Origin of the sequence: Streptomyces sp. NBC_00012 (assembly GCF_045040875.1) — a bacterium.
Taxonomy (GTDB): domain Bacteria; phylum Actinomycetota; class Actinomycetes; order Streptomycetales; family Streptomycetaceae; genus Streptomyces.
Genome location: NZ_CP108309.1, coordinates 5,504,389 through 5,524,576, shown reverse-complemented (window position 1 = coordinate 5,524,576; position 20,188 = coordinate 5,504,389). Strand labels below are relative to the sequence as shown.

Genomic DNA, 20,188 nt, shown 5'->3' with positions numbered 1-20,188 from the left:
CAGGCCAATCACCCACAGCCACGGACAAGCGCCGCCCACGAATCGGGCAGGGGCAGGGGCCACGGGGCAGGCGCAGTGGCAGGAGCTACAGATACAGCCCCGTCGAATCCACCGACCCCTCGAACCGATCCGCCGCCACCGCATGCAGATCCCGCTCACGCATCAGCACATACGCCACCCCGCGCACCTCGACCTCCGCACGGTCCTCGGGGTCGTACAGCACCCGGTCACCAGGCTCCACCGTCCGCACGTTCTGACCCACCGCGACCACCACGGCCCAGGCAAGCCGACGGCCGACCGCAGCCGTCGCCGGAATCAGAATCCCGCCACCGGAACGCCGCTCGCCCTCGGGCGTATCGGACCGGACCAGCACACGGTCGTGCAGCATGCGAATGGGCAGCTTGTCGTCGGTGTTCTCGCTCACGCCCCGCAACCTACCTGCCCGCCGCGCCCGCACGCCCCTCCGGGGTGCACGGACCGCGCGTCACCTCTTCCGACGCCGCTTCGACGCCACGACCAGACCCACGACACCCACCGCGAGCAACGCCGCCGGAATCACCCGCTCCAGACGCGGGGCCCCGTCCTCGGACACGAACTGCGCCCTCACGTCCGACACCGCCCGGTTCACCGCGACGAACGCCCGCCCCGCCGTCCGGTCCACGGCCTCGGCGGCCTTCGCCTTCATGTCACCCATGATCGTATCCGGGTGCACCCGCACCCCGATCTCATCGAGCACCACCGCAAGCTGCTCACGCCTGCTGATGATGTCCGCCTCGATCTGCGCAGGGGTCCTGGCATCCGACACTGCGCCGCCTCCGTGGTCGTCGTCCGGTAAACCTTCATCGAAACCTTCATCGACAGTCTGTCAGCTCGACCGCCCGCGCACCCGGCGGCACCCCTATTACGCTCGGTCCCGTACACCCCACGTGCCACCCGAGGAGAACCATGAGCGAGCGACTCCAGCCCGGCGACACCGCCCCCGCCTTCACCCTGCCCGACGCCGACGGCAACGAGATCTCGCTCGCCGACCACAAGGGCCGCAAGGTCATCGTCTACTTCTACCCGGCCGCCCTCACCCCCGGCTGCACCAAGCAGGCCTGCGACTTCACCGACAACCTGGAGCTGCTCACCGGCGCCGGGTACGACGTCATCGGCGTCTCCCCCGACAAGCCCGAGAAGCTCGCCAAGTTCCGCGAGAAGGAGGACCTCAAGGTCACCCTGGTCGGCGACCCGTCCAAGGAGACCCTTGAGGCGTACGGCGCCTTCGGTGAGAAGAAGCTCTACGGCAAAACAGTGACGGGCGTCATCCGCTCCACGATCGTCGTCGACGAGGAGGGCAAGGTCGAACGCGCCCTCTACAACGTCAAGGCCACCGGCCACGTCGCCAAGATCATCAGGGACCTCGGCATCTGAGCCGACCCCTGCCCGACCCCCGGAATGGCCTGCACCACTTCAGCCCCGCCCGAAGCGGCGCAGGCCATTCCGCATCTTGTCGTTTATCGGACGTGACCCTCCGATAAACGACTCGTTGATCCGTACGAGGCTGCGAACGTGTGGGGTACGGAGGGGACCCGATGAGGGCGAGCGCTTACACCCGGGAGCATCTGGAGGATGCGGCCCGAGGGGCACGGACGCTGACGGAGGCGTTGGTGCGGCTGGGGGTGGATCCGAAGAGTTCGACACGCCGGTACGTGTCCGAGCGGATGAAGAGGCTGGGGGTGGACACTTCCCACTTCGAGCGGGAGGTCAAGTGGACCCGGGACATCCTCCAGGCGGCGGTCTCGGCGTCGACGAACATGTGCGAGGTACTGCGCCACCTCGGGCTGGACGTGGTTGGCGGCCACCACACCCACATCAGCCGCCGCATCAAGGCGTACGGCATCGACACGTCGCACTTCGAGGTGGAGCGCCGGGGAGGCAGACCTTGGCGCCCTCGGACGCCGGAGGGCCTGCTCGTCGAGCAACCACCGGCCCACGCCCGACGCATTCCGAGCGACCGGATCAAGTGGGCCATGACGGCCTTGGGCGTGCCGGACGGTGCGCCATGTGCGATACCGAAAGCATCTGGCGGGGATGCCCGCTCCCTCTGGAAGTCGACCACGTCGACGGCAACTGGCGGGACAACCGTATCGAGAACCTCCGGCTTCTCTGCCCCAATTGCCATGCAACGACAGACACCTGGTGCCGAGGCGGCCGGGGTAGGCAAATGGCCGCCGACCGGTAGCATGGCAGCCATGCGGCCGTGGCGAAATTAGGTAGCACGCGCGGGTTTTAGGTGCCCGTGGGAGAAATCCCGTGTGGGTTCGAGTCCCACCGGCCGCACATCTCGACGGGCCGCCCGCGACCGGGCGGCCCGTCGGCGTATCTCACCCCACCAACTCCCGCACCACCGGCACCAACGCCCGGAACGCCTTGCCCCGGTGGCTGATCGCGTTCTTCTCCGCCGGGGTCAGTTCCGCGCAGGTGCGGGTTTCGCCCTCGGGCTGGAGGACCGGGTCGTAGCCGAAGCCGTTGGTGCCGGACGGGGTGTGGCGCAGGGTGCCCGTCAGGCGGCCCTCGACCACGCGTTCCGTGCCGTCGGGGAGGGCGAGGGCGGCCGCGCAGGCGAAGTGGGCGCCGCGGTGGGCCTCGTCGATGTCGGAGAGCTGGGCCAGGAGCAGGTCCAGGTTGGCCTTGTCGTCGCCGTGGGTGCCGGCCCAGCGGGCGGAGAAGATGCCGGGGGCGCCGCCGAGGACGTCCACGCAGAGGCCGGAGTCGTCGGCGATGGCCGGGTGGCCGGTGGCCTTGGCCAGGGCGTGGGCCTTGAGCAGGGCGTTCTCGGCGAAGGTGACGCCGGTCTCCTTGACGTCGGGGATGTGGGGGTACGCGTCCGCGCCGACGAGCTCATGGGTGAGGCCGGCGTCGGCGAGGATCGCGTGGAGTTCGGTGATCTTCCCGGCGTTGCGGGTGGCGAGGATGAGGCGGGTCATGTCACCCAGTATCGGGGGTGGTCAGGGGGTGCAGACCTTGCCGATCTCCGTGGCCGCGTCGGTGACCGGGGAGATGTCGGGGGTGGCGTCGCCCTTGTCGATGGAGTCGCGGACGTTGCCGATGCCTGCCTGGAGGTCGTCGACGGCCTTGCCGAGGTCGGCGTTGTCGGTCTTGTCGCCGAGTTCGCCGAGTGACTTCTCGATCTCGTCGAGGGCCTCGGAGGCCTGGGTGGGGTCGCTGGTGGCGTTGGAGACGGCCTGTTGGAGGTTGTCGACGCTGGTGGCGATGGCGTCAGCGGCGCGGACGCAGTCCAGTGCCTTGTCGACGGCGCCGCAGCCGGACGCGGCGGTGAGGGCGAGGGCGGTCAGGGTCAGCGCGACGGTGATGCGGCGGTGGCGGGCGGCCTTGGCCATGGTGCGGTTCCTCCCCGGGTGCGGATACGCGGACGGGCGCACGGTTCGACCCATGCGCCCGTGTTCGTAACGACGCGTTGTGGTGTGTGCTTGGTTGCTTCTTTACTCGCCCAGGGTGCGGGCGAGGGCGTCGTTCTGGAAGACGGTGAGGTCGACACAGCCCGCGGTGGCGAGGTCGAGGAGGGCGCCGAGTTCCTTGCGGTCGAAGGGGGTGGCTTCGGCGGTGCCCTGGACCTCGACGAAGCGGCCGTCGCCGGTGCAGACGACGTTCATGTCGGTCTCGGCGCGGACGTCCTCCTCGTAGCAGAGGTCGAGGAGGGGGGTGCCGTCGACGATGCCGACGCTGATGGCGGAGACGGTGTCGGTGAGCGGCTTGCGGCCGTGCTTGACGATCTTCTTGTGCTGGGCCCAGGTGATGGCGTCGGCGAGGGCGACGTAGGCGCCGGTGATGGCGGCGGTGCGGGTGCCGCCGTCGGCCTGGAGGACGTCGCAGTCGAGGACGATGGTGTTCTCGCCGAGGGCCTTGTAGTCGATGACGGCGCGCAGGGAGCGGCCGATGAGGCGGCTGATCTCGTGGGTGCGGCCGCCGATCTTGCCGCGTACGGATTCGCGGTCGCCGCGGGTGTTGGTGGAGCGGGGCAGCATGGAGTATTCGGCGGTGACCCAGCCTTCGCCGCTGCCCTTGCGCCAGCGCGGGACGCCTTCGGTGACGGAGGCGGTGCAGAAGACCTTGGTGTCGCCGAAGGAGATGAGTACGGAGCCTTCGGCGTGCTTGCTCCATCCGCGTTCGATGGTGACGGGGCGGAGCTGTTCGGGGGTGCGGCCGTCGATACGAGACATGGCGTCGACTTTATCGGGTGCGGGGGTGGCGTCCGTTCGGGTGCGGGTGGCCCCGGTCGACGGCCGTTCGAGGGCGTCTCAGGCCTCGCCCCGGTGCGTCGCCGGTCCCGTCCGGGTGCGTCACAGGCCCCGTCCGGGGGGCGGGGCCTGTTCGTTGCTGAGCGGCCGGCTCAGCGGGGGTTCGGGCGGCCGGTCACATCATGTCTTCGATGTCGGCGGCGATGGGGTCGGCGTCGGTGCCGATGACGACCTGGATCGCGGTGCCCATCTTGACGACGCCGTGGGCTCCGGCGGCCTTGAGCGCGGCTTCGTCGACCTTGCTCGGGTCGTGGACCTCGGTGCGGAGGCGGGTGATGCAGCCTTCGATCTCGTCGATGTTCTCGATACCGCCGAGCCCGGCGACGATCTTCTCAGCCTTGCTGGCCATGGCCTTCTCCCTGGTTGTTCACATGCGTGCGACGGCCCACCCTGGGTCCGTTTCGTCACCGTAACGCACGTTTGGCCCAGCTTCGCGAGCGGGTGGCTGGACCGTCCCCAATGATGACGATCACCGGTGCCCTGTCTTCCAGGCGGGTTACGCACCGTACCTCAACTGGTCTACACCAGTCTGCAAACGACGGCCGTGCGTGCCTTGTTCCGGGAGGATGCCGATGAGTTCGAGCAGCGCCGCAGTGCCACGGAAGACGTGGTGGAACGGCTTCTTCCAGGGGCTCCAGAAGATGGGCCGCAGCCTCCAGCTGCCGATCGCCGTGCTGCCGGCGGCCGGCATTCTGAACCGGTTGGGCCAGCCGGACGTATTCGGTGACGAGGGCCTGGGCTGGAACAGCATCGCCAAGGTGTTCGCGGCGGCGGGCGGTGCGTTGCTCGACTCGGGGCTCGGTCTTCCGCTGCTGTTCTGCGTCGGTGTCGCCATCGGCATGGCGAAGAAGTCGGACGGTTCGACCGCGCTCGCCGCGGTGGCGGGTTTCCTCGTCTACTACGCGGTGCTGCACGCCTTCCCGGTGGACTGCGCCGCAGGTTCGACGTTCACCTCGGGCGGTACCTGGTTCGGCACCTGTGTGACCGGCGATGCCAAGGTCACGGCGGCCGAGTACCAGAACCCCGGGGTGTTCGGCGGCATCGTGATGGGTCTGCTGTCCGCCTGGTTCTGGCAGCGGTATCACCGGGTCAAGCTGGTGGACTGGCTGGGTTTCTTCAACGGCCGCCGGCTGGTGCCGATCATCATGGCGTTCGTCGGCCTGCTCTTCGCGGGGCTGTGCGCCTGGCTGTGGCAGCCGGTCGGTGACGGTCTGACCAGTTTCTCCAAGTGGCTGGTGGATCTGGACTGGGTGGGTTCCGGCATCTTCGGTCTCGCCAACCGTGCGTTGCTGGTCATCGGCCTGCACCAGTTCCTGAACACCTTCGTCTGGTTCCAGTTCGGCGACTTCACCAAGCCGGACGGCACGGTCGTGCACGGTGACATCAACCGGTTCCTGGCGGGTGACCCGACGGCCGGACAGTTCACCTCGGGCTTCTTCCCGATCATGATGTTCGCCCTGCCCGCGGCGGCGCTGGCGATCTACCACTGCGCCAAGCCGCATCGCCGGAAGGCGGTGGGCGGCATGATGCTCTCGGTCGGCCTGACGTCGTTCGTGACGGGCATCACCGAGCCGATCGAGTATTCGTTCCTCTTCGTCGCACCGTTGCTGTACGGGATCCACGCGGCGCTCACCGGTGTCTCGATGGCGGTGACGTGGGCGCTCGGGGCGAAGGACGGCTTCAGTTTCTCGGCGGGTCTGATCGACTACGTCATCAACTGGAGTCTGGCGACGAAACCATGGCTGATCATTCCGATCGGGCTGGCCTTTGCCGCCGTGTATTACGTGATCTTCCGGTTCGCGATCACCAGGTTCAACCTCCAGACGCCGGGGCGCGAGCCCGACGAGGTGGAGGAGGAGATCGAGAGGAACCTCACGAAATAGCAGATCGGGCGGGCTTCGGGCCCGACCGGAGCAGGCCCCGAAGGCCCTCGGACCCATGTGATCCGGGGGTCTTCGTCGTGTCACCGAGCGTGGATGATCGCTCATGCGAAGTAGTCGGAATTTGCAGGTTCCTTATCTAACGCTCACCGTGCTAAAACTGGTCTACACCACTGAGTGGTCCAGACCACGTGGCGCTCTGCCGCGTTTCTCGAGTCGTCGCCTCCCCCCTCAAACGACCTGGGCGGCGCCTTGCCCCATGGAGGAAGTTGATGTCCACGGCAGACACCGCACCCGCGGTCAGCAAGAAAAAGGGTGCCGGCGTGATGTCGGTCATGCAGCGCATCGGCCGCAGCCTCATGCTGCCGGTCGCGGTGCTGCCCGCCGCCGCGCTGCTGGTGCGTCTCGGCAACGACGACATGCTCGGCAGGGCCTCGTTCCCGGACTTCGTCACCAAGATCGCGAGCTTCATGGCCGCGGGCGGCAACGCGATCCTCGACAACATGGCGCTGCTGTTCGCCGTCGGCATCGCGATCGGCTTCGCCAAGAAGTCGGACGGTTCGACCGCGCTCGCGGCCGTCACCGGCTACCTGGTCTTCCAGAAGGTGCTCGCCACCTTCACCGACAGCAACCTTCCGCAGGTCGCGAAGGTGGTCGACGGCAAGATAGTCATGACGGACGCCCCCGTGGACGCCAAGGTCCTCGGCGGTGTGGTGATGGGCATCGTGGTCGCGTTGCTCTACCAGAAGTTCTACCGGACGAAGCTGCCCGCCTGGGCCGGCTTCTTCGGTGGCCGCCGCCTGGTCCCGATCCTCTCCGCCTTCGCGGGTCTGGTCATCGGCATCGTCTTCGGTTACATCTGGCCGGTCCTCGGTACCGGGCTGCACAACTTCGGCGAGTGGCTGGTCGGTTCCGGTGCGGTCGGCGCGGGCATCTTCGGTGTCGCCAACCGTGCGCTGATCCCGGTCGGAATGCACCACCTGCTGAACTCGTTCCCGTGGTTCCAGGCCGGTGAGTTCGAGGGCAAGAGCGGTGACATCAACCGCTTCCTGGCCGGTGACCCGACGGCCGGACAGTTCATGACCGGCTTCTTCCCGATCATGATGTTCGCCCTCCCGGCCGCGTGCCTCGCCATCGTGCACTGCGCCCGCCCGGAGCGCCGCAAGGTCGTCGGCGGCATGATGTTCTCGCTCGCGCTCACCGCTTTCGTGACCGGTGTCACCGAGCCGATCGAGTTCACCTTCATGTTCATCGCCCCGGTGCTGTACGCGATCCACGCGGTGCTCACCGGTGTCTCCATGGCCCTCACCTGGGGTCTCGGTATGAAGGACGGCTTCGGCTTCTCGGCGGGTGCGGTCGACTTCTTCCTCAACCTCGGCATCGCGAGCAAGCCGTGGCTGCTGGTACTGGTCGGTCTCTGCTTCGCGGTGGTCTACTACGTGGTCTTCCGCTTCGCGATCACCAGGTTCAACCTGCCGACTCCGGGCCGTGAGTCGGACGAGGAGCTCGCCGAGCTTCTCAAGGCCGAGGCGAAGTAATCCTCGCCCGCCGTACGCCGAAGCCCTCACCTCCCCGGCGGGAGGTGAGGGCTTCGGCGTGTCCGCGGCGGGAACCCGACGGGGCGGCTCTCAGATCTCGTACACCGCCCCCGGCACCGCGACCTCCGCCGGTCCGTCGAAAACCACGCGGGCGTCGGCCAGGTTTCGGTCGGCGTCGGTCCACGGCGGGATGTGGGTCAGGACGAGGCGCCCCACGCCGGCGCGGGCTGCGATCTCGCCCGCCTCGCGGCCGTTGAGATGGAGGTCCGGGATGTCCTCCTTGCCGTGGATGAACGATGCTTCGCACAGGAACAGGTCGACGCCCTCGGCGAGTTCGTCCAGGGCCTCGCAGGTCCCGGTGTCGCCGGAGTACGCCAGCGAGCGGCCGCCGTGCTCGATACGGATCCCGAAGGTGTCGACGGGGTGGCAGAGCTTCTCCGTGCGGACCGAGAAGGGGCCGATCTCGAACGATCCCGGCTTCAGCGTGTGGAAGTCGAAGACCTCGCTCATCGCGTGCTCGGACGGGGTGTCGGCGTGTGCGGTGGTCAGCCGCTGCTCGGTGCCCTCGGGCCCGTAGACCGGGAGGTGGGCGGGGCGTCCGCCGTCGTGCCGGTAGTAGCGGACGACGAAGTACGCGCACATGTCGATGCAGTGATCGGCATGGAGGTGACTGAGGAAAATGGCGTCGAGGTCGTAGAGACCGACATGGCGCTGCAGCTCGCCGAGGGCGCCGTTGCCCATGTCGAGGAGCAGCCTGAAGCCGTCGGCCTCTACGAGGTAGCTCGAACACGCTGATCCCGCGGACGGGAACGAGCCGGAGCAGCCGACGACGGTGAGCTTCATGGAGCGTGAACCTCCGAGACGTGGGAACGGGGAGGGTTCGTGCGGTCTGTTGAGCGGTTCGTCGAGCGTAAGGCGCGAAACAGCCGGTCGCTCCTCCACGGCCGTCCGTTGTGGGGGAACTCACCTGCTCTGTCACCGGTTCGATGGAAGCGGTGGTGACGCCGGTACGGTCGGGAACATGGACATGTCCTGGTGGTGGATCGCGCTCGCTCTTGTCGTGCTGCTCGCGCTGGTCGCGGCGGTCGCCGATGGGCGGGGGCGGGGCGGGAGTCGGCCCCGTAGAGGTTCCCGCAGGTCGGCGGGGGCGGCGGGGCCGCGCTCCGGTGGGCGTCCGGGTGGCCGGACGCGGCCGCCGGCGGGGCCCGGACGTGAGCCGGGGCCGGAGCGCGGGCCGCGGCCGGGTGAGATCTGGTGGGCGGAGGTGCCGTACGAGGACGGGCCCGGGGCGAAGGACCGGCCGTGCCTGGTGCTGTCGGTGCGGGGCGACTCGGCGCTCGTCGCGAAGATCACCAGCAAGCATCATGCGGAACGGCCCGGGGTGATCGCGCTGCCTGCGGGGACGGTGGGGGATGCGCGGGACCGGGCGAGCTTCCTGGAGACGGACGAGCTGCGGGAGGTGGCCGTGCGCGGGTTCCGGCGGCGGGTGGGCGTCGTGGACGCGGGGGTGTGGGAGCGGGTGCGGGGGCTGAGCTGAGGTGCGCCCCGCAAGGGGTTACTGATCTCTGGTGGGCGCACCTCGCCAGGGGTTACGGCTCCCTGGCGGGTGCGCCCCGCCAGGGGTTGCGGGCCGGCTCTCAGGCCCAGAGCTGGCCGTGCAGTGTCTCGATGGCCGCTTCGGTCGTCGGGGCCGTGTAGACGCCGGTCGACAGGTATTTCCAGCCGCCGTCCGCGACGACGAAGACGATGTCGGCCGGTTCCCCCGCCTTGACGGCCTTGTTTCCGACGCCGATCGCCGCGTGGAGTGCGGCGCCGGTGGAGACGCCCGCGAAGATGCCCTCCTGCTGGAGGAGTTCGCGGGTGCGGGTGACCGCGTCCGCCGAGCCGACGGAGAAGCGGGTGGTGAGGACCGAGGCGTCGTAGAGCTCGGGGACGAAGCCCTCGTCGAGGTTGCGGAGTCCGTAGACGAGGTCGTCGTAGCGCGGCTCGGCGGCGACGATCTTGACGTCCGGCTTGTGTTCGCGCAGGTAGCGGCCGACGCCCATGAGGGTCCCCGTGGTGCCGAGGCCGGCCACGAAGTGGGTGATGGACGGGAGGTCGGTGAGGATCTCCGGGCCGGTGGTGGCGTAGTGGGCGCCCGCGTTGTCCGGGTTCCCGTACTGGTAGAGCATGACCCAGTCGGGGTGCTCGGCGGCCAGTTCCTTGGCGACGCGGACCGCGGTGTTGGAGCCGCCCGCCGCCGGGGAGGAGATGATCTCGGCGCCCCACATGGCGAGCAGGTCGCGTCGCTCCTGGGAGGTGTTCTCGGGCATGACGCACACGATGCGGTAGCCCTTGAGCTTGGCCGCCATGGCGAGCGAGATGCCGGTGTTGCCGCTGGTGGGTTCCAGGATGGTGCAGCCGGGGGTCAACCGGCCGTCCTTCTCCGCCTGTTCGACCATGTGGAGCGCGGGGCGGTCCTTGATCGAGCCGGTGGGGTTGCGGTCCTCCAGCTTGGCCCAGATGCGGACTTCGTCGGAGGGTGACAGCCGCGGCAGGCGGACGAGCGGGGTGTTGCCCACCGCGGCGAGCGGGCTGTCGTACCGCATCAGTTCATGCCGCCGGCGACGGCCGGGAGGATGGTGACGTTGTCGCCGTCGCTGAGCTCGGTGGAGATGCCGTCGAGGAAGCGGACGTCCTCGTCGTTGAGGTAGACGTTCACGAAGCGGCGGAGCTGGTCGCCGTCGACGATGCGCTCGCGGATGCCGTTGTGGCGGCTCTCCAGGTCCGTGAGGAGGTCGGCGAGGGTCGCTCCGTTGCCCTCGACGGCCTTGGCGCCGTCGGTGTAGGTGCGGAGGATGGTCGGGATGCGGACCTCGATGGCCATGGCGTGGGCTCCTGTCGGAAGCGGAGAAGCGGAGAAGTGGCGTGGGGCGCGCGGCTGGGCCCCCGCGCGGGGGTTGGTGCGTATGTGGGGTGCTACGTGTGCTGCTCGGGCCGCGGGCCCGGCTCAGGCCTTGCGGCCGGCGGGCGGGCGGCTCGTACAGATCGCGCTGGAGAGCCTGCACAGGTCGACGTGCAGCCGCGCGACGAGCAGCATGCCCGGCGTCTTTTCGCTCACGTCATGGAGAACCATGGGCTCATCGTATCGATTCCCGGTCCGTAATCCCGAGTGTGATCTCACCTGGTGGATGCTCGGTGTTCGACAGGTGGACGGGACCGTGGTGGGCGCGGTCCCGTCCGGCCACCAGCCAGGGGTCAGGCGGGTTCGTACGCCTCGACGACCTCGACGTCCTCCTCGGTGATCTCGCCGTCCACGATGCGGTACGAGCGGAACTGGAAGGGGCCAGCGTCGTCGGTGTCCGCGGTGGAGACGAGGACGTAGTGGGCGCCGGGTTCGTTGGCGTAGGTGACGTCGGTGCGGGAGGGGTAGGCCTCGGTCGCGGTGTGGGAGTGGTAGACGATCACCGGCTCCTCGTCGCGGTCGTCCATCTCGCGGTAGAGCTTGAGGAGGTCGGCCGAGTCGAACTCGTAGAAGGTGGGCGAGCGGGCGGCGTTGAGCATCGGGATGAACCGCTCGGGGCGGCCGGTCCCGGCCGGGCCCGCGACCACGCCGCACGCCTCATCGGGGTGGTCGGCGCGGGAGTGCGCGACGATCTGGTCGTGGAGCGCCTTGGTGATGGTCAGCATTTCGCCAGGATAGGCATGCGGCCCCTCCCGTACCGAAGTGCGATACGGGAGGGGCCGCATGGTGGACACGGCGGCCGTCGGGGCGGCCGGGTGGTGGAGAGGGTTCAGTTCTTCGCGAAGGCCTTGTTCTCGGGGTTGCGGGCCTTGAGGACCACGTACGAGATGCCGAGGAGCGCGGCCCAGAGCGGGGCGCAGTACAGCGAGATCCTGGTGTCCTCGTCGATGCCCATCATCACGATGACCATGGCGATGAAGAACAGTGCGAAGACGCTGGTGTACGGGGCGCCGGGGGCCCGGAAGGCGGACTGCGGGAGCACACCGCGGCGGGCGAGGAACCAGTAGCGGATCTGGCTGATCAGGATCATGATCCAGGCCCACATGCCGGAGATGGTGGCGAAGGAGACGACGTAGGTGAAGGCGTCACCGGGCCACTGGTAGTTGATCCAGACGCCGAGGAGCATCAGGGCGGCGGAGAAGGTGGTGCCGACGAGCGGGGTGCCGCTCCTGGTGAGCCGGGTGAAGAACTTGGGGCCCTGTCCGTTGAGGGCGAGGTCGCGCAGCATGCGGCCGGTGGAGTACATGCCGGAGTTGCAGGAGGAGAGCGCGGCGGTCAGGACGACGAAGTTGACGATGCCCGCGCCGAGGCCGAGGCCCATCTTGTCGAAGGCTTCGACGAACGGGGAGATGCCCGGCGAGAACTCGGTCCAGGGGACCACGGAGAGGATCATGATCAGGGCGCCGACGTAGAAGACGGCGATGCGCCACGGCACGGTGTTGATGGCCTTGGGCAGGACGGTCCTGGGGTCCTTGGACTCGCCCGCGGTGACGCCGACGAGTTCGACGGCGAGGAAGGCGAACATCACGATCTGCAGCGTCATCAGGGTGCCCTTGATGCCGTGCGGGAAGAATCCGCCGTCGGACCAGAGGTGGGTGACGGACGCGGTGTCCCCGGCGTCGGAGAAGCCGAGGGTGAGAATTCCGGCGCAGATGAGGATCATGCCGACGATGGCGGTGACCTTGACCATCGAGAACCAGAACTCGAGTTCACCGAAGAGTTTCACCGAGATCAGGTTCACCCCGTACAGAATGATCGTGAAGATCAGTGCGGAAACCCATTGTGGAATTTCGAACCAGAACGTCATGTACTGGGCCGCGGCGGTGACTTCGGTGATTCCGGTGACGACCCAGAACAGCCAGTAGGTCCAGCCGGTGACGAAGCCTGCGAAGGGGCCGATGAATTCGCGGGCGTACTCGGAGAAGGAGCCCGAGACCGGCCGGTACATGAGGAGTTCGCCCAGGGCACGCATGATGAAGAAGATCACCAGGCCCGCGACGGCATAGGCCAGGATGAGGCTGGGTCCGGCCTTGGCGATCGCCTTTCCCGCGCCGAGGAAGAGTCCGGTGCCTATGGCTCCGCCGATGGCGATCATCTGGATCTGACGGGCGCCGAGTGCCCGCTGGTATCCCTCGCCGGCCGGGCCGGCGTCCGCGACCTCTACGGCCTGCCCGCCGCTGTTTCCTTTGTCGTCGACCTGCGTCGATTTCATGTGCCGCGCCTTTCTCCACGCCGATCCGCACCGTTGAGGCTGCGGATCAGTTCCTGATCCCCCCGGATATGGATGGAGTGCCGCCGGTGGTGGCCGGCTCGTGGCGCCCTCGGGAACAGGGGTGGCGTCCCCGAGTGGTCGTGAAGATTTATCACGGCCACTCGGGCGACCCACCGGACGTTATGTGGCGTACACCACAGTAAAAAGCGGACAAGGGTTTCCTGCCGCAGCAAAGGCGACCATTCAGGTGACGGGATCGTTATTCGGATTTGAGCATCCGTTGAGCGAACACTCGATGCCGCCTTACGGCATCAGCGTTTCCACGAGCGTCTCCTGGAGCGCACCGAGCCAGAGATAGGCCATGACCATCGGCTTGCGCGGGTCGCTGTCCGGGAGCCGGTAGAGCGAGCCCGCCTCGCCCTCGTCCTCGTCGGAGACCTCCAGGCGGGTGCCGATGGTGATCCGGAGGTCGTTGAGGGCGCCGAGCCAGTTGCGGCATTCGTCGCCGGTGAGTTCGAGCACGGCGGAGTCGTCCCCGGCGACCGTGAGCGAGTCCAGGGTGCGTACGAGGGCGAGGGCGTCGGTGCGCTTGCGGGCGCGCAGATCGTTCTCGGTGAAGCGGCGGAACTCGGCGGAGGCGGCGCGCAGTTCGCTGTCCTGGTCGCCGTACGCCTCGGGGAAGAGGCGGGCCAGGGCGGGGTCGGCGGGGGGTTCGCTGGGCCCCTGCGCGAAGAGGGCGGCGAGCGGGTCCGCGTCCTCGGCGGGTTCGTCGCCGGGACCGATCAGTTCCAGCAGCTGGACGGTGAGGGAGCGCAGGATCGCGATCTCCACCTCGTCGAGCGCGACGGCCGCGCCGCCGCCGGGGGTGGCCTCGAAGTGGCCGGCCATGGGTTTTCTCCGATGGTGGGTCGGGCGGGGCAGGATTCGGGCGGGGTCCGGGAGGCGGTCCGGTCTAGTTGCGGTCCTGCGTGAGGGTGGCCCACAGTCCGTAGCCGTGCATGGCCTGGACGTCGCGTTCCATCTCCTCGCGGCTGCCGCTGGAGACGACCGCGCGCCCCTTCTGGTGGACGTCCAGCATCAGCTTGTGCGCCTTGTCCTTGGGGTAGCCGAAGTAGGCCTGGAAGACATAGGTCACGTAGCTCATGAGATTGACCGGGTCGTTGTGGACCAGCGTCACCCAGGGGACGTCCGGCTCGGGGACGACGACACTCTCCTCGGCCGATTCGGGACGCGTGATCTCTGTGGGTGCGACGCTCACCCACCCCATGCTGCCACTCGGGAGGGTGCATCGCACAAACGACCCGAGATCTCGTCACTCTGACGAAATAGGGGTAGCATCCGGAACATGAACTCTGCGGACCTTGGGCGACGGGTCGGTGTGCCGTCGACCGCGCTCTTCACCGACCAGTACGAGCTCACGATGGTGCAGGCCGCGCTGAAGGCCGGCACGGCCGATCGGCGCTCGGTCTTCGAGGCGTTCACGCGCCGGCTGCCCGAGGGGCGGCGCTACGGCGTCGTCGCGGGCATCGGGCGGGTTCTGGACGCGGTGGAGAACTTCCACTTCGACGACGAGATGCTCACCTTCCTGCGCGAACAGAACGTCGTGGACGCGCCGACCCTCGCCTGGCTGGCCGATTACCGCTTCAGCGGCGACATCTGGGGCTACCCGGAGGGCGAGGTGTACTTCCCCGGCTCCCCGATCCTGCGGGTCGAGGGCTCCTTCGCCGAGTGCGTGCTGCTGGAGACGGTGATCCTGTCGATCCTCAACCACGACTCGGCGATCGCCGCCGCGGCGTCGCGGATGTCCGCCGCGGCCGGCGGGCGCGGCCTGATCGAGATGGGTGCACGACGCACCCATGAACTGTCGGCGGTGGCCTCCGCGCGCGCCGCGTACATCGGCGGCTTCAGCACCACGTCCGACCTGGCGGCGGGCTTCCGCTACAACATCCCGACCGTCGGGACCAGCGCCCACGCCTTCACGCTGCTCCACGACACCGAGCGCGACGCGTTCCGGGCCCAGGTCGACTCGCTCGGCCGGGGCACGACCCTGCTGGTCGACACGTACGACGTCACCGAGGCGGTCCGTACGGCGGTCGAGGTCGCCGGGGCCGAGCTGGGCGCGGTAAGGATCGACTCCGGGGACCTGCTGCTGGTGGCGCACCGGGTGCGGCAGCAGCTGGACGAGCTGGGCGCCACCAGGACGAAGATCGTGGTGACCTCGGACCTGGACGAGTACGCCATCGCCTCGCTGGCCGCGGCGCCGGTCGACGCGTACGGGGTGGGCACGCAGCTGGTGACCGGCAGCGGGCAGCCCACCTGCTCGATGGTCTACAAGCTCGTCGCGCGTGCCGGGTCCGCCGATCCCGCGGAGCCGCTGCGCCCGGTGGCCAAGAAGTCGCTCGGCGCGAAGTCGTCGGTCGGCGGTCGCAAGTGGGCCGCGCGCCGGCTGGACGAGCACGGGGTCGCCGAGGCCGAGGTGATCGGCACCGGCGCCGTACCGCCGGAGCTGGCCGACCGGCAGCTGCTGGTCGAGCTGGTCAGGGGCGGCGAGGTGATCGCCCGCGAGCCGCTGGACGCGGCGCGCGAGCGGCACATCGCGGCACGGGCGGGGCTGCCGATGTCGGCGGTGCAGCTGTCGCGCGGAGAGCCGGTGATTCCCACCGAGTACATGTGACGGGGGCCGTGCGGTGCGGTGACCGGCACGCCCGGTCACCCCCGCGGCCCCGGACGCCGCAAGGGCTCCGCTCCGTCCCCTCCCTATCCGGGTCCGGAGTCTCTAGGCTCGAATGGGCCCCGCAACGGGCCCACAAGGCTCGAATCCACCCCCCACGAGGTTTGAACCCACCCCCACGCGAAGCTCGAACCCACCTCCACGACCGCCGACCGTCCCCCACCGAAGGACACCCGTCATGCACCGCGCCTTGATCGTCGTCGATGTTCAGAACGACTTCTGCGAGGGCGGCAGCCTCGCCGTGGCGGGCGGCGCCGATGTCGCCGCCGCCGTCACCGACCTGATCGGCGAGGCCCAGGCCGGGTACGACCACGTGGTGGCCACCCGCGACCACCACATCGACCCGGGCAGCCACTTCTCCGACCGCCCGGACTTCGAGGACTCCTGGCCCCCGCACTGCGTGGCCGGCACGGAGGGCGTCGGCTTCCACCCGAATTTCGCCCCCGCGGTCGCCTCGGGGGCGATCGACGCGGTGTTCGACAAGGGCGACTACGCGGCGGCGTACAGCGGCTTCGAGGGCATCGACGAGAACGGCGTGGGGCTGGCCGACTGGCTGCGGGAGCGCCGGATCAGCGAGGTGGACGTGGTCGGCATCGCGACCGACCACTGTGTGCGGGCGACGGCGCTGGACGCGGTCCGGGCGGGCTTCACCACGCATGTGCTGCTCGACCTGACCGCGGGGGTCGCCGAGACGACCACGGATCGGGCGCTGGAGGAGCTCCGCAGGGCGGGCGTGAAGCTGTCCGGCAAGCCGGTGGTCTGAGGCCCTCCCGTACGCCGTGTCCGGCCCGGTGGGCCGGACGGGTGGGGCGGGCGGGGGGACCCGTGTCAGGCCGGCCGCCGGACGGGTATGGCCGGGCGGGCCGGGTGGAGCAGGGCCCGGATCGGATGCCAGAGCTCCTGTGCCCGCTCCGGCCTCGCGCGCCAGAGCAGGCCGTCGGGGTGGTGCAGCACGGCGGTGATCTCGTCGGGGGTGGGCGGCTCGGCGTTGCCGCGGAGGTAGACCGCGCGCAGGCCGACGTTGCGCAGCCGGGTCAGGGCGCGGGCCCGATTGGCCGCGTGCACCAGGACCCGGACCGGGGTGCCCGAACCCGCTCCGTCGGCCGGACTGGCCAGGGTGATCGCCACCACCACACTGCCGTTCGGCAACTTGCAGAACCCTCCGCCTGCCATGCTCCGCGCTCCCCCGTGAGACGTCGTGTCAATAAGCATCTGAACAAGACGCACCTAAACACGATCGGCCGCCGCCCGCTAGAGGGCGACGGCCGATCATGCTCTGACCTGGGGTTATGCGGAACTACTTGTGCGAAGGACCGACCTTGACGGTGATCGTCTGGCCGCTGCGGGGCTCCTTGACGATCGAGATCCGGGTGTTCGTGTCAGGAACCTGAACACTTCCGGTCGGGTTCTCCTTGTACCAGTAGGTGCCCTTGTGGTCGTCGAAGGCCGGGACGCCGCTCTGCGACTTCACCCGGACCGGCGCGTCCGCGTTGTGGAGCGTGAAGGCGTCGGTCGGGTACCAGCTGAAAGGCGAGTCGAACGGCTGGATCCTGTTGCGCATGACCGTGCCGTCGGCCCACTTCAGGGGCTTGGCGTGCGAGTCGACCGGCAGGATCAGGCCCTGGCCCGGGTGCTGCGACACGTTGTTGTCCTTCTGGGACTTGTCCCAGAGCCAGACGAGCAGACCGTTCTGGTACGGGAAGTGCTCGACCCAGTCCGGACGGGTGCCGGAGAAGCCGAAGTTGTACGGGCCGACCTTGAGGGTCTTGTCGTAGCTGACGTACTGACGGTTCTCCGCGATGTAGTACTGCGGGTAGTCCTTGGTGAACGACTCGCCGACGCGGGAGAAGCCCTTGGCGGTCCAGCCGTTGTCGTCGCCCTCGGCGTTGTCCGTGAAGAGCGCGGCACCGTCGGCGGTCACCGAGATGGTGTCCGCGGCGAAGCCGATGCCGCCCGCGCCGCCGTCGGTGGCGTAGCGGAAGCGGACGTCGATCTTCTTGCCCGCGTAGGCGTCCAGCGGGAAGGAGAGCTTCTGGTACTGGCCGGAGACGTCGGTCAGGGCCGGCTTGTCACTGGCGTCGCGCGGGATCGCCTTGCCGTCGGCCGTGCCGTCGATCGCGGTCCAGCTGGTGCCGCCGTTGTCCGACACCTCGGTGTAGAGGTAGTCGTAGTCCTTCTCGATGTCCCACCAGCCCGAAAGGTCCAGGGAAGCCTTGGACTTGCCGGTGAGGTCGACCGAGCGGGTCAGGGTGTTGTTCAGGTTGTCGCCCATGTCGCTCCACCACTGCTTGGAGCCCTCCGCCGGCTTGGTGACGGCGGTGGTGACGGGCTTCTCGGGCAGCGTGACGACGAGCGCCTGCTTGTTCTTGGTGTTGTACTCGGACACACCCAGCTTGTGGGTGGACTTCGTCGAGGCCTTGGCCTCGGCGTAGTCGAGCCAGCCCAGCTGGAGCTTGTCCCAGGCGGTCATGTCGCCGGGCAGGTCACCGATCGAGTCCTTGCCGGTGCCGAGCCAGGAACCGGCCGACATCAGGGACCAGAAACCGACCGAGTTCTCGGCGGTGTTGGTGGTGTCGTAGAGGTCCGGCAGGCCCAGGTCGTGGCCGTACTCGTGGGCGAAGACACCCAGGCCGCCGTTCTCGGGCTGCGCGGTGTAGTCGCCGACCCAGATGCCGGTGTCAGCGATCTGGGTGCCGCCCGCCTTGTTCCCGGCCGGGCCGGTCGCGCCGGCGTCCGTGCCGTAGGCGTACCAGCGGTGGGCCCAGATGGCGTTCTTGCCCTCGACGCCGCCACCCGCGGACTCGTCCTCACCGGCGTGGACGATCTGGAAGTGGTCGATGTAGCCGTCGGGCTCGTTGAAGTTGCCGTCGCCGTCGAAGTCGTAACGGTCCCACTGGTCGTACTTGGCGAGATCCGTCTTGATCTGCTCGGGCGTACGGCCCTTGGCCTTCTGGTCGGCGGCCCAGGCGTTCACGCCGTCCCGGATCATGTCCCAGGCGTTGGCGCAGTTGGTCGAGCCGCAGTAGTTCGAGCCGTAACGGGCCTCGTTGTACGGCACCTTGACCCAGTCGGAGACCTCGCCGTCGACCGAGTAGCGCCCGGAGGACGTCTTCTCGTAGTACGTCTTCAGCGAGTCCTTGCCGGCAGCCTCACCGAAGTAGAGGTCCTGGAAGTGCTCCTGGTTGTAATCGGCCTGCCAGGCGGTGCTGTTGTCCTTCTTGGGGTCCGGCTTGGCTATCTTGTTGTGCAGCGGGCCGGGCGTGCCCCCGTACTTCGGGACGGCCGGCTTCGGGCCGTCGCCGTCCGGGTCGAACATCGTGGTGTTGTCGACCTTGTCGCCGAACTCCACCAGGATCGTGAAGATCTTGTCGGTCTTCTCGCGGCCGAGCTCGACGTACTTCTTGTCGTCGAGCTTGACGACCTTGGAGCCGTCGCGCTTCGCGATCTTCTTGTCGCCCGATATCACCTGTTCGAGGGCGGCCTGACGCTGCGCGTCCTGCTGCTCGCTGAACGGGCCCTTCAGGTCGTGCTCGTTGCCCTTGGCCGACCCCGGGTCACGGCGGTCGATGCTGGTGCTGCTGGCTCCAGGCGCCTTGTCATCTGCCTGGGCCGTGGCGAAAGCTGACGCCGTGGCGGCAGTGGCGGCCATGGCCACGACAACCGCAGCGGCGCGAAGCGCCCGTCTGTTTGTGGTCACTTGATGCAGTCCTCCCCGGCACCCGCGGCTGCGGCCTTGAGTGGTGTGGAGGGGCCGCGCGCGAATACGCGTCACAAGTGACGACATTCGACCGGAGTTACGCGAGAAAAGACAGATCTTGACTTGAACAGGCCAAGTGCACTATGTAGGAGAACGCTTCCGTTATCCGGACGTTCAACAAAGGGCCAACCGTCGCGTCACGGTCCACGGTTGGAGCGGCAAATGACTCCGTGCGCCCCCTGTGCACCGGCCCCCTGGGTTAGGCCACGCTTACCGATGGCCCCGCTCGGGCATCCACCGTCGTAGAGTCGCTTGACCGGGCGACCGTGTCGAGAGACCGCCCATCCGATGTCCCGAGGACGGATACCGCCATGCCGCGTCCCACTGCCGCACAGCTCTCCTACGGTTCGGTCACCGTCATCTTCTCGACCCTCGCCATGCTGCTGCTCTCCCGCACGGAGTCGGGCCTCGGCATCGGCGTCATCGGGACCGCGGCGCTCGCGCTCGGCCTGCTGGTGGCCGTGACCGTACCCCAGCCGTCACACGCGAAAACCGCGAACCGGGCCGGTGCCCGCTCCGCGGTCCGCGTGAACCAGGACGCGGTCTCCGCAGCCGTCGAGGCCGAGGGCCTCGCCCACGACGGGGACCGGGGCGCGGCCCCCGTGCCCCACGAGGCCGCACCGCTCCCCTCGGCCCCCGCGGACGAGCACGCGGGCCGGCACTCCATGCGCCACTGACAGCACGCCTGCCCCCCACCGGGCCACACGGAACCACGGGGGCCTCAGGACGGCATCGAGGGGCCGCGGGACGGCGTCCAGGACCGCG

At 68.6% G+C, this 20,188-nt stretch carries 23 protein-coding genes, 1 tRNA gene and 1 pseudogene; 9 read left to right on the top strand and 16 right to left on the bottom strand.

Annotated elements, in window-relative coordinates; genetic code table 11:
* Positions 1–85 precede the first annotated feature (85 nt).
* Together OHA19_RS25430 and OHA19_RS25425 are read right to left on the bottom strand one after the other, a co-directional pair.
* Entirely contained in the window at positions 86–424 is a 339-nt protein-coding gene (locus OHA19_RS25430) for a co-chaperone GroES (RefSeq protein WP_030923137.1), read from the bottom strand.
* Between the two features lie 60 nt (positions 425–484).
* On the bottom strand, positions 485–805 hold the full coding sequence (locus tag OHA19_RS25425) for a DUF3618 domain-containing protein (RefSeq protein ID WP_405713059.1): 321 nt from the start codon (positions 803–805) through the stop codon (positions 485–487).
* A gap of 140 nt (positions 806–945) precedes the next feature.
* On the opposite strand from OHA19_RS25425, the gene bcp reads away from it, so the two are divergent.
* The 3 genes and pseudogenes from bcp (at position 946) to OHA19_RS25410 (ending at position 2,322) form a co-directional block, all read left to right on the top strand.
* Complete coding sequence (gene bcp, locus OHA19_RS25420; RefSeq protein WP_405713061.1) at positions 946–1,413, top strand: thioredoxin-dependent thiol peroxidase; 468 nt, start codon at positions 946–948, stop codon at positions 1,411–1,413.
* A gap of 161 nt (positions 1,414–1,574) precedes the next feature.
* Positions 1,575–2,224, top strand: a pseudogene (locus OHA19_RS25415) (HNH endonuclease signature motif containing protein).
* Positions 2,225–2,236: 12 nt separating this feature from the next.
* A tRNA-Leu gene (locus OHA19_RS25410) sits at positions 2,237–2,322 on the top strand.
* 44 nt (positions 2,323–2,366) lie between these two features.
* Here the strand turns inward: OHA19_RS25410 and rdgB are convergent.
* The 4 genes from rdgB to OHA19_RS25390 all read right to left on the bottom strand — a co-directional run bounded on the left by rdgB (position 2,367) and on the right by OHA19_RS25390 (position 4,650).
* A complete protein-coding gene (rdgB, locus tag OHA19_RS25405) occupies positions 2,367–2,969 on the bottom strand; it encodes an RdgB/HAM1 family non-canonical purine NTP pyrophosphatase (RefSeq protein WP_405713063.1) in 603 nt (200 codons plus the stop codon).
* A 21-nt stretch (positions 2,970–2,990) separates the two neighbouring features.
* Positions 2,991–3,383 carry a hypothetical protein gene (locus OHA19_RS25400; protein WP_405713065.1) on the bottom strand — a complete coding sequence of 131 codons (393 nt, stop codon included), beginning with the start codon at positions 3,381–3,383 and terminating at the stop codon, positions 2,991–2,993.
* Between the two features lie 102 nt (positions 3,384–3,485).
* Positions 3,486–4,223 carry a ribonuclease PH gene (gene rph / locus OHA19_RS25395; protein WP_405713067.1) on the bottom strand — a complete coding sequence of 246 codons (738 nt, stop codon included), beginning with the start codon at positions 4,221–4,223 and terminating at the stop codon, positions 3,486–3,488.
* A 193-nt stretch (positions 4,224–4,416) separates the two neighbouring features.
* Positions 4,417–4,650, bottom strand: a complete 234-nt coding sequence (locus tag OHA19_RS25390) for a glucose PTS transporter subunit EIIB (protein ID WP_014156020.1) — start codon at positions 4,648–4,650, stop codon at positions 4,417–4,419.
* Positions 4,651–4,873: 223 nt separating this feature from the next.
* Between OHA19_RS25390 and OHA19_RS25385 the strand changes: the two genes are divergently transcribed.
* Together OHA19_RS25385 and OHA19_RS25380 are read left to right on the top strand one after the other, a co-directional pair.
* A complete protein-coding gene (locus tag OHA19_RS25385; RefSeq protein ID WP_405713069.1) occupies positions 4,874–6,184 on the top strand; it encodes a PTS transporter subunit EIIC in 1,311 nt (436 codons plus the stop codon).
* Positions 6,185–6,453: 269 nt separating this feature from the next.
* Positions 6,454–7,719: a PTS transporter subunit EIIC gene (locus OHA19_RS25380; protein ID WP_405713071.1), complete on the top strand. Its 1,266-nt coding sequence runs from the start codon at positions 6,454–6,456 to the stop codon at positions 7,717–7,719.
* Positions 7,720–7,809: 90 nt separating this feature from the next.
* On the opposite strand, the gene OHA19_RS25375 is transcribed toward OHA19_RS25380, so the two are convergent.
* Positions 7,810–8,562, bottom strand: coding sequence for an MBL fold metallo-hydrolase (locus OHA19_RS25375; protein WP_405713074.1), 753 nt, complete (start codon positions 8,560–8,562; stop codon positions 7,810–7,812).
* Between the two features lie 178 nt (positions 8,563–8,740).
* Between OHA19_RS25375 and OHA19_RS25370 the strand changes: the two genes are divergently transcribed.
* Positions 8,741–9,256 (top strand): type II toxin-antitoxin system PemK/MazF family toxin, encoded by a 516-nt coding sequence (locus OHA19_RS25370; RefSeq protein ID WP_405713076.1) that lies wholly within the window; start codon positions 8,741–8,743, stop codon positions 9,254–9,256.
* A 100-nt stretch (positions 9,257–9,356) separates the two neighbouring features.
* On the opposite strand, the gene OHA19_RS25365 is transcribed toward OHA19_RS25370, so the two are convergent.
* From OHA19_RS25365 to clpS, 7 genes are all read right to left on the bottom strand, one after another.
* Positions 9,357–10,307 (bottom strand): PLP-dependent cysteine synthase family protein, encoded by a 951-nt coding sequence (locus tag OHA19_RS25365; protein WP_405713078.1) that lies wholly within the window; start codon positions 10,305–10,307, stop codon positions 9,357–9,359.
* The gene (locus OHA19_RS25360; RefSeq protein ID WP_405713080.1) at positions 10,307–10,585 is read right to left on the bottom strand and encodes a MoaD family protein; all 279 of its coding nucleotides are present in this window, start codon (positions 10,583–10,585) and stop codon (positions 10,307–10,309) included. The genes OHA19_RS25365 and OHA19_RS25360 overlap by 1 nt, the downstream gene beginning before the upstream one ends.
* Positions 10,586–10,708: 123 nt before the next feature.
* On the bottom strand, positions 10,709–10,834 hold the full coding sequence (locus OHA19_RS25355) for a putative leader peptide (protein ID WP_405713082.1): 126 nt from the start codon (positions 10,832–10,834) through the stop codon (positions 10,709–10,711).
* Between the two features lie 122 nt (positions 10,835–10,956).
* A complete protein-coding gene (locus OHA19_RS25350) occupies positions 10,957–11,388 on the bottom strand; it encodes a Mov34/MPN/PAD-1 family protein (RefSeq protein ID WP_383722100.1) in 432 nt (143 codons plus the stop codon).
* Between the two features lie 104 nt (positions 11,389–11,492).
* A complete protein-coding gene (locus OHA19_RS25345) occupies positions 11,493–12,935 on the bottom strand; it encodes an amino acid permease (protein WP_405713084.1) in 1,443 nt (480 codons plus the stop codon).
* A gap of 303 nt (positions 12,936–13,238) precedes the next feature.
* Positions 13,239–13,823 carry a DUF2017 domain-containing protein gene (locus OHA19_RS25340; protein WP_405713086.1) on the bottom strand — a complete coding sequence of 195 codons (585 nt, stop codon included), beginning with the start codon at positions 13,821–13,823 and terminating at the stop codon, positions 13,239–13,241.
* Between the two features lie 64 nt (positions 13,824–13,887).
* Positions 13,888–14,202: an ATP-dependent Clp protease adapter ClpS gene (clpS, locus tag OHA19_RS25335; protein ID WP_405713088.1), complete on the bottom strand. Its 315-nt coding sequence runs from the start codon at positions 14,200–14,202 to the stop codon at positions 13,888–13,890.
* Positions 14,203–14,280: 78 nt separating this feature from the next.
* Here clpS and OHA19_RS25330 point away from each other — a divergent pair, with 78 nt between their 5' ends.
* A complete protein-coding gene (locus tag OHA19_RS25330; RefSeq protein ID WP_405713090.1) occupies positions 14,281–15,609 on the top strand; it encodes a nicotinate phosphoribosyltransferase in 1,329 nt (442 codons plus the stop codon).
* 235 nt (positions 15,610–15,844) lie between these two features.
* The gene (locus tag OHA19_RS25325; protein ID WP_405713092.1) at positions 15,845–16,429 is read left to right on the top strand and encodes an isochorismatase family protein; all 585 of its coding nucleotides are present in this window, start codon (positions 15,845–15,847) and stop codon (positions 16,427–16,429) included.
* 65 nt (positions 16,430–16,494) lie between these two features.
* On the opposite strand, the gene OHA19_RS25320 is transcribed toward OHA19_RS25325, so the two are convergent.
* Both OHA19_RS25320 and OHA19_RS25315 read right to left on the bottom strand, forming a co-directional pair.
* Complete coding sequence (locus tag OHA19_RS25320) at positions 16,495–16,839, bottom strand: hypothetical protein (RefSeq protein WP_405751719.1); 345 nt, start codon at positions 16,837–16,839, stop codon at positions 16,495–16,497.
* A 124-nt stretch (positions 16,840–16,963) separates the two neighbouring features.
* On the bottom strand, positions 16,964–19,363 hold the full coding sequence (locus OHA19_RS25315) for an immune inhibitor A domain-containing protein (protein ID WP_405751717.1): 2,400 nt from the start codon (positions 19,361–19,363) through the stop codon (positions 16,964–16,966).
* 371 nt (positions 19,364–19,734) lie between these two features.
* Between OHA19_RS25315 and OHA19_RS25310 the strand changes: the two genes are divergently transcribed.
* A complete protein-coding gene (locus OHA19_RS25310) occupies positions 19,735–20,100 on the top strand; it encodes a hypothetical protein (protein ID WP_405713098.1) in 366 nt (121 codons plus the stop codon).
* Positions 20,101–20,188 lie beyond the last annotated feature (88 nt).

Bases quoted from the DNA above. Each gene is read 5' to 3' on its own strand.
- OHA19_RS25390 (WP_014156020.1), bottom strand. From the start codon at position 4,650: ATGGCCAGCAAGGCTGAGAAGATCGTCGCCGGGCTCGGCGGTATCGAG.
- clpS (WP_405713088.1), bottom strand. From the start codon at position 14,202: ATGGGGTGGGTGAGCGTCGCACCCACAGAGATCACGCGTCCCGAATCG.
- OHA19_RS25380 (WP_405713071.1), top strand. From the start codon at position 6,454: ATGTCCACGGCAGACACCGCACCCGCGGTCAGCAAGAAAAAGGGTGCC.
- OHA19_RS25320 (WP_405751719.1), bottom strand. From the start codon at position 16,839: ATGGCAGGCGGAGGGTTCTGCAAGTTGCCGAACGGCAGTGTGGTGGTG.
- OHA19_RS25355 (WP_405713082.1), bottom strand. From the start codon at position 10,834: ATGGTTCTCCATGACGTGAGCGAAAAGACGCCGGGCATGCTGCTCGTC.
- OHA19_RS25330 (WP_405713090.1), top strand. From the start codon at position 14,281: ATGAACTCTGCGGACCTTGGGCGACGGGTCGGTGTGCCGTCGACCGCG.
- rdgB (WP_405713063.1), bottom strand. From the start codon at position 2,969: ATGACCCGCCTCATCCTCGCCACCCGCAACGCCGGGAAGATCACCGAA.
- OHA19_RS25350 (WP_383722100.1), bottom strand. From the start codon at position 11,388: ATGCTGACCATCACCAAGGCGCTCCACGACCAGATCGTCGCGCACTCC.
- OHA19_RS25365 (WP_405713078.1), bottom strand. From the start codon at position 10,307: ATGCGGTACGACAGCCCGCTCGCCGCGGTGGGCAACACCCCGCTCGTC.
- OHA19_RS25340 (WP_405713086.1), bottom strand. From the start codon at position 13,823: ATGGCCGGCCACTTCGAGGCCACCCCCGGCGGCGGCGCGGCCGTCGCG.
- OHA19_RS25385 (WP_405713069.1), top strand. From the start codon at position 4,874: ATGAGTTCGAGCAGCGCCGCAGTGCCACGGAAGACGTGGTGGAACGGC.
- OHA19_RS25400 (WP_405713065.1), bottom strand. From the start codon at position 3,383: ATGGCCAAGGCCGCCCGCCACCGCCGCATCACCGTCGCGCTGACCCTG.
- OHA19_RS25310 (WP_405713098.1), top strand. From the start codon at position 19,735: ATGCCGCGTCCCACTGCCGCACAGCTCTCCTACGGTTCGGTCACCGTC.
- OHA19_RS25325 (WP_405713092.1), top strand. From the start codon at position 15,845: ATGCACCGCGCCTTGATCGTCGTCGATGTTCAGAACGACTTCTGCGAG.
- OHA19_RS25370 (WP_405713076.1), top strand. From the start codon at position 8,741: ATGGACATGTCCTGGTGGTGGATCGCGCTCGCTCTTGTCGTGCTGCTC.
- OHA19_RS25345 (WP_405713084.1), bottom strand. From the start codon at position 12,935: ATGAAATCGACGCAGGTCGACGACAAAGGAAACAGCGGCGGGCAGGCC.
- OHA19_RS25360 (WP_405713080.1), bottom strand. From the start codon at position 10,585: ATGGCCATCGAGGTCCGCATCCCGACCATCCTCCGCACCTACACCGAC.
- rph (WP_405713067.1), bottom strand. From the start codon at position 4,223: ATGTCTCGTATCGACGGCCGCACCCCCGAACAGCTCCGCCCCGTCACC.
- bcp (WP_405713061.1), top strand. From the start codon at position 946: ATGAGCGAGCGACTCCAGCCCGGCGACACCGCCCCCGCCTTCACCCTG.
- OHA19_RS25375 (WP_405713074.1), bottom strand. From the start codon at position 8,562: ATGAAGCTCACCGTCGTCGGCTGCTCCGGCTCGTTCCCGTCCGCGGGA.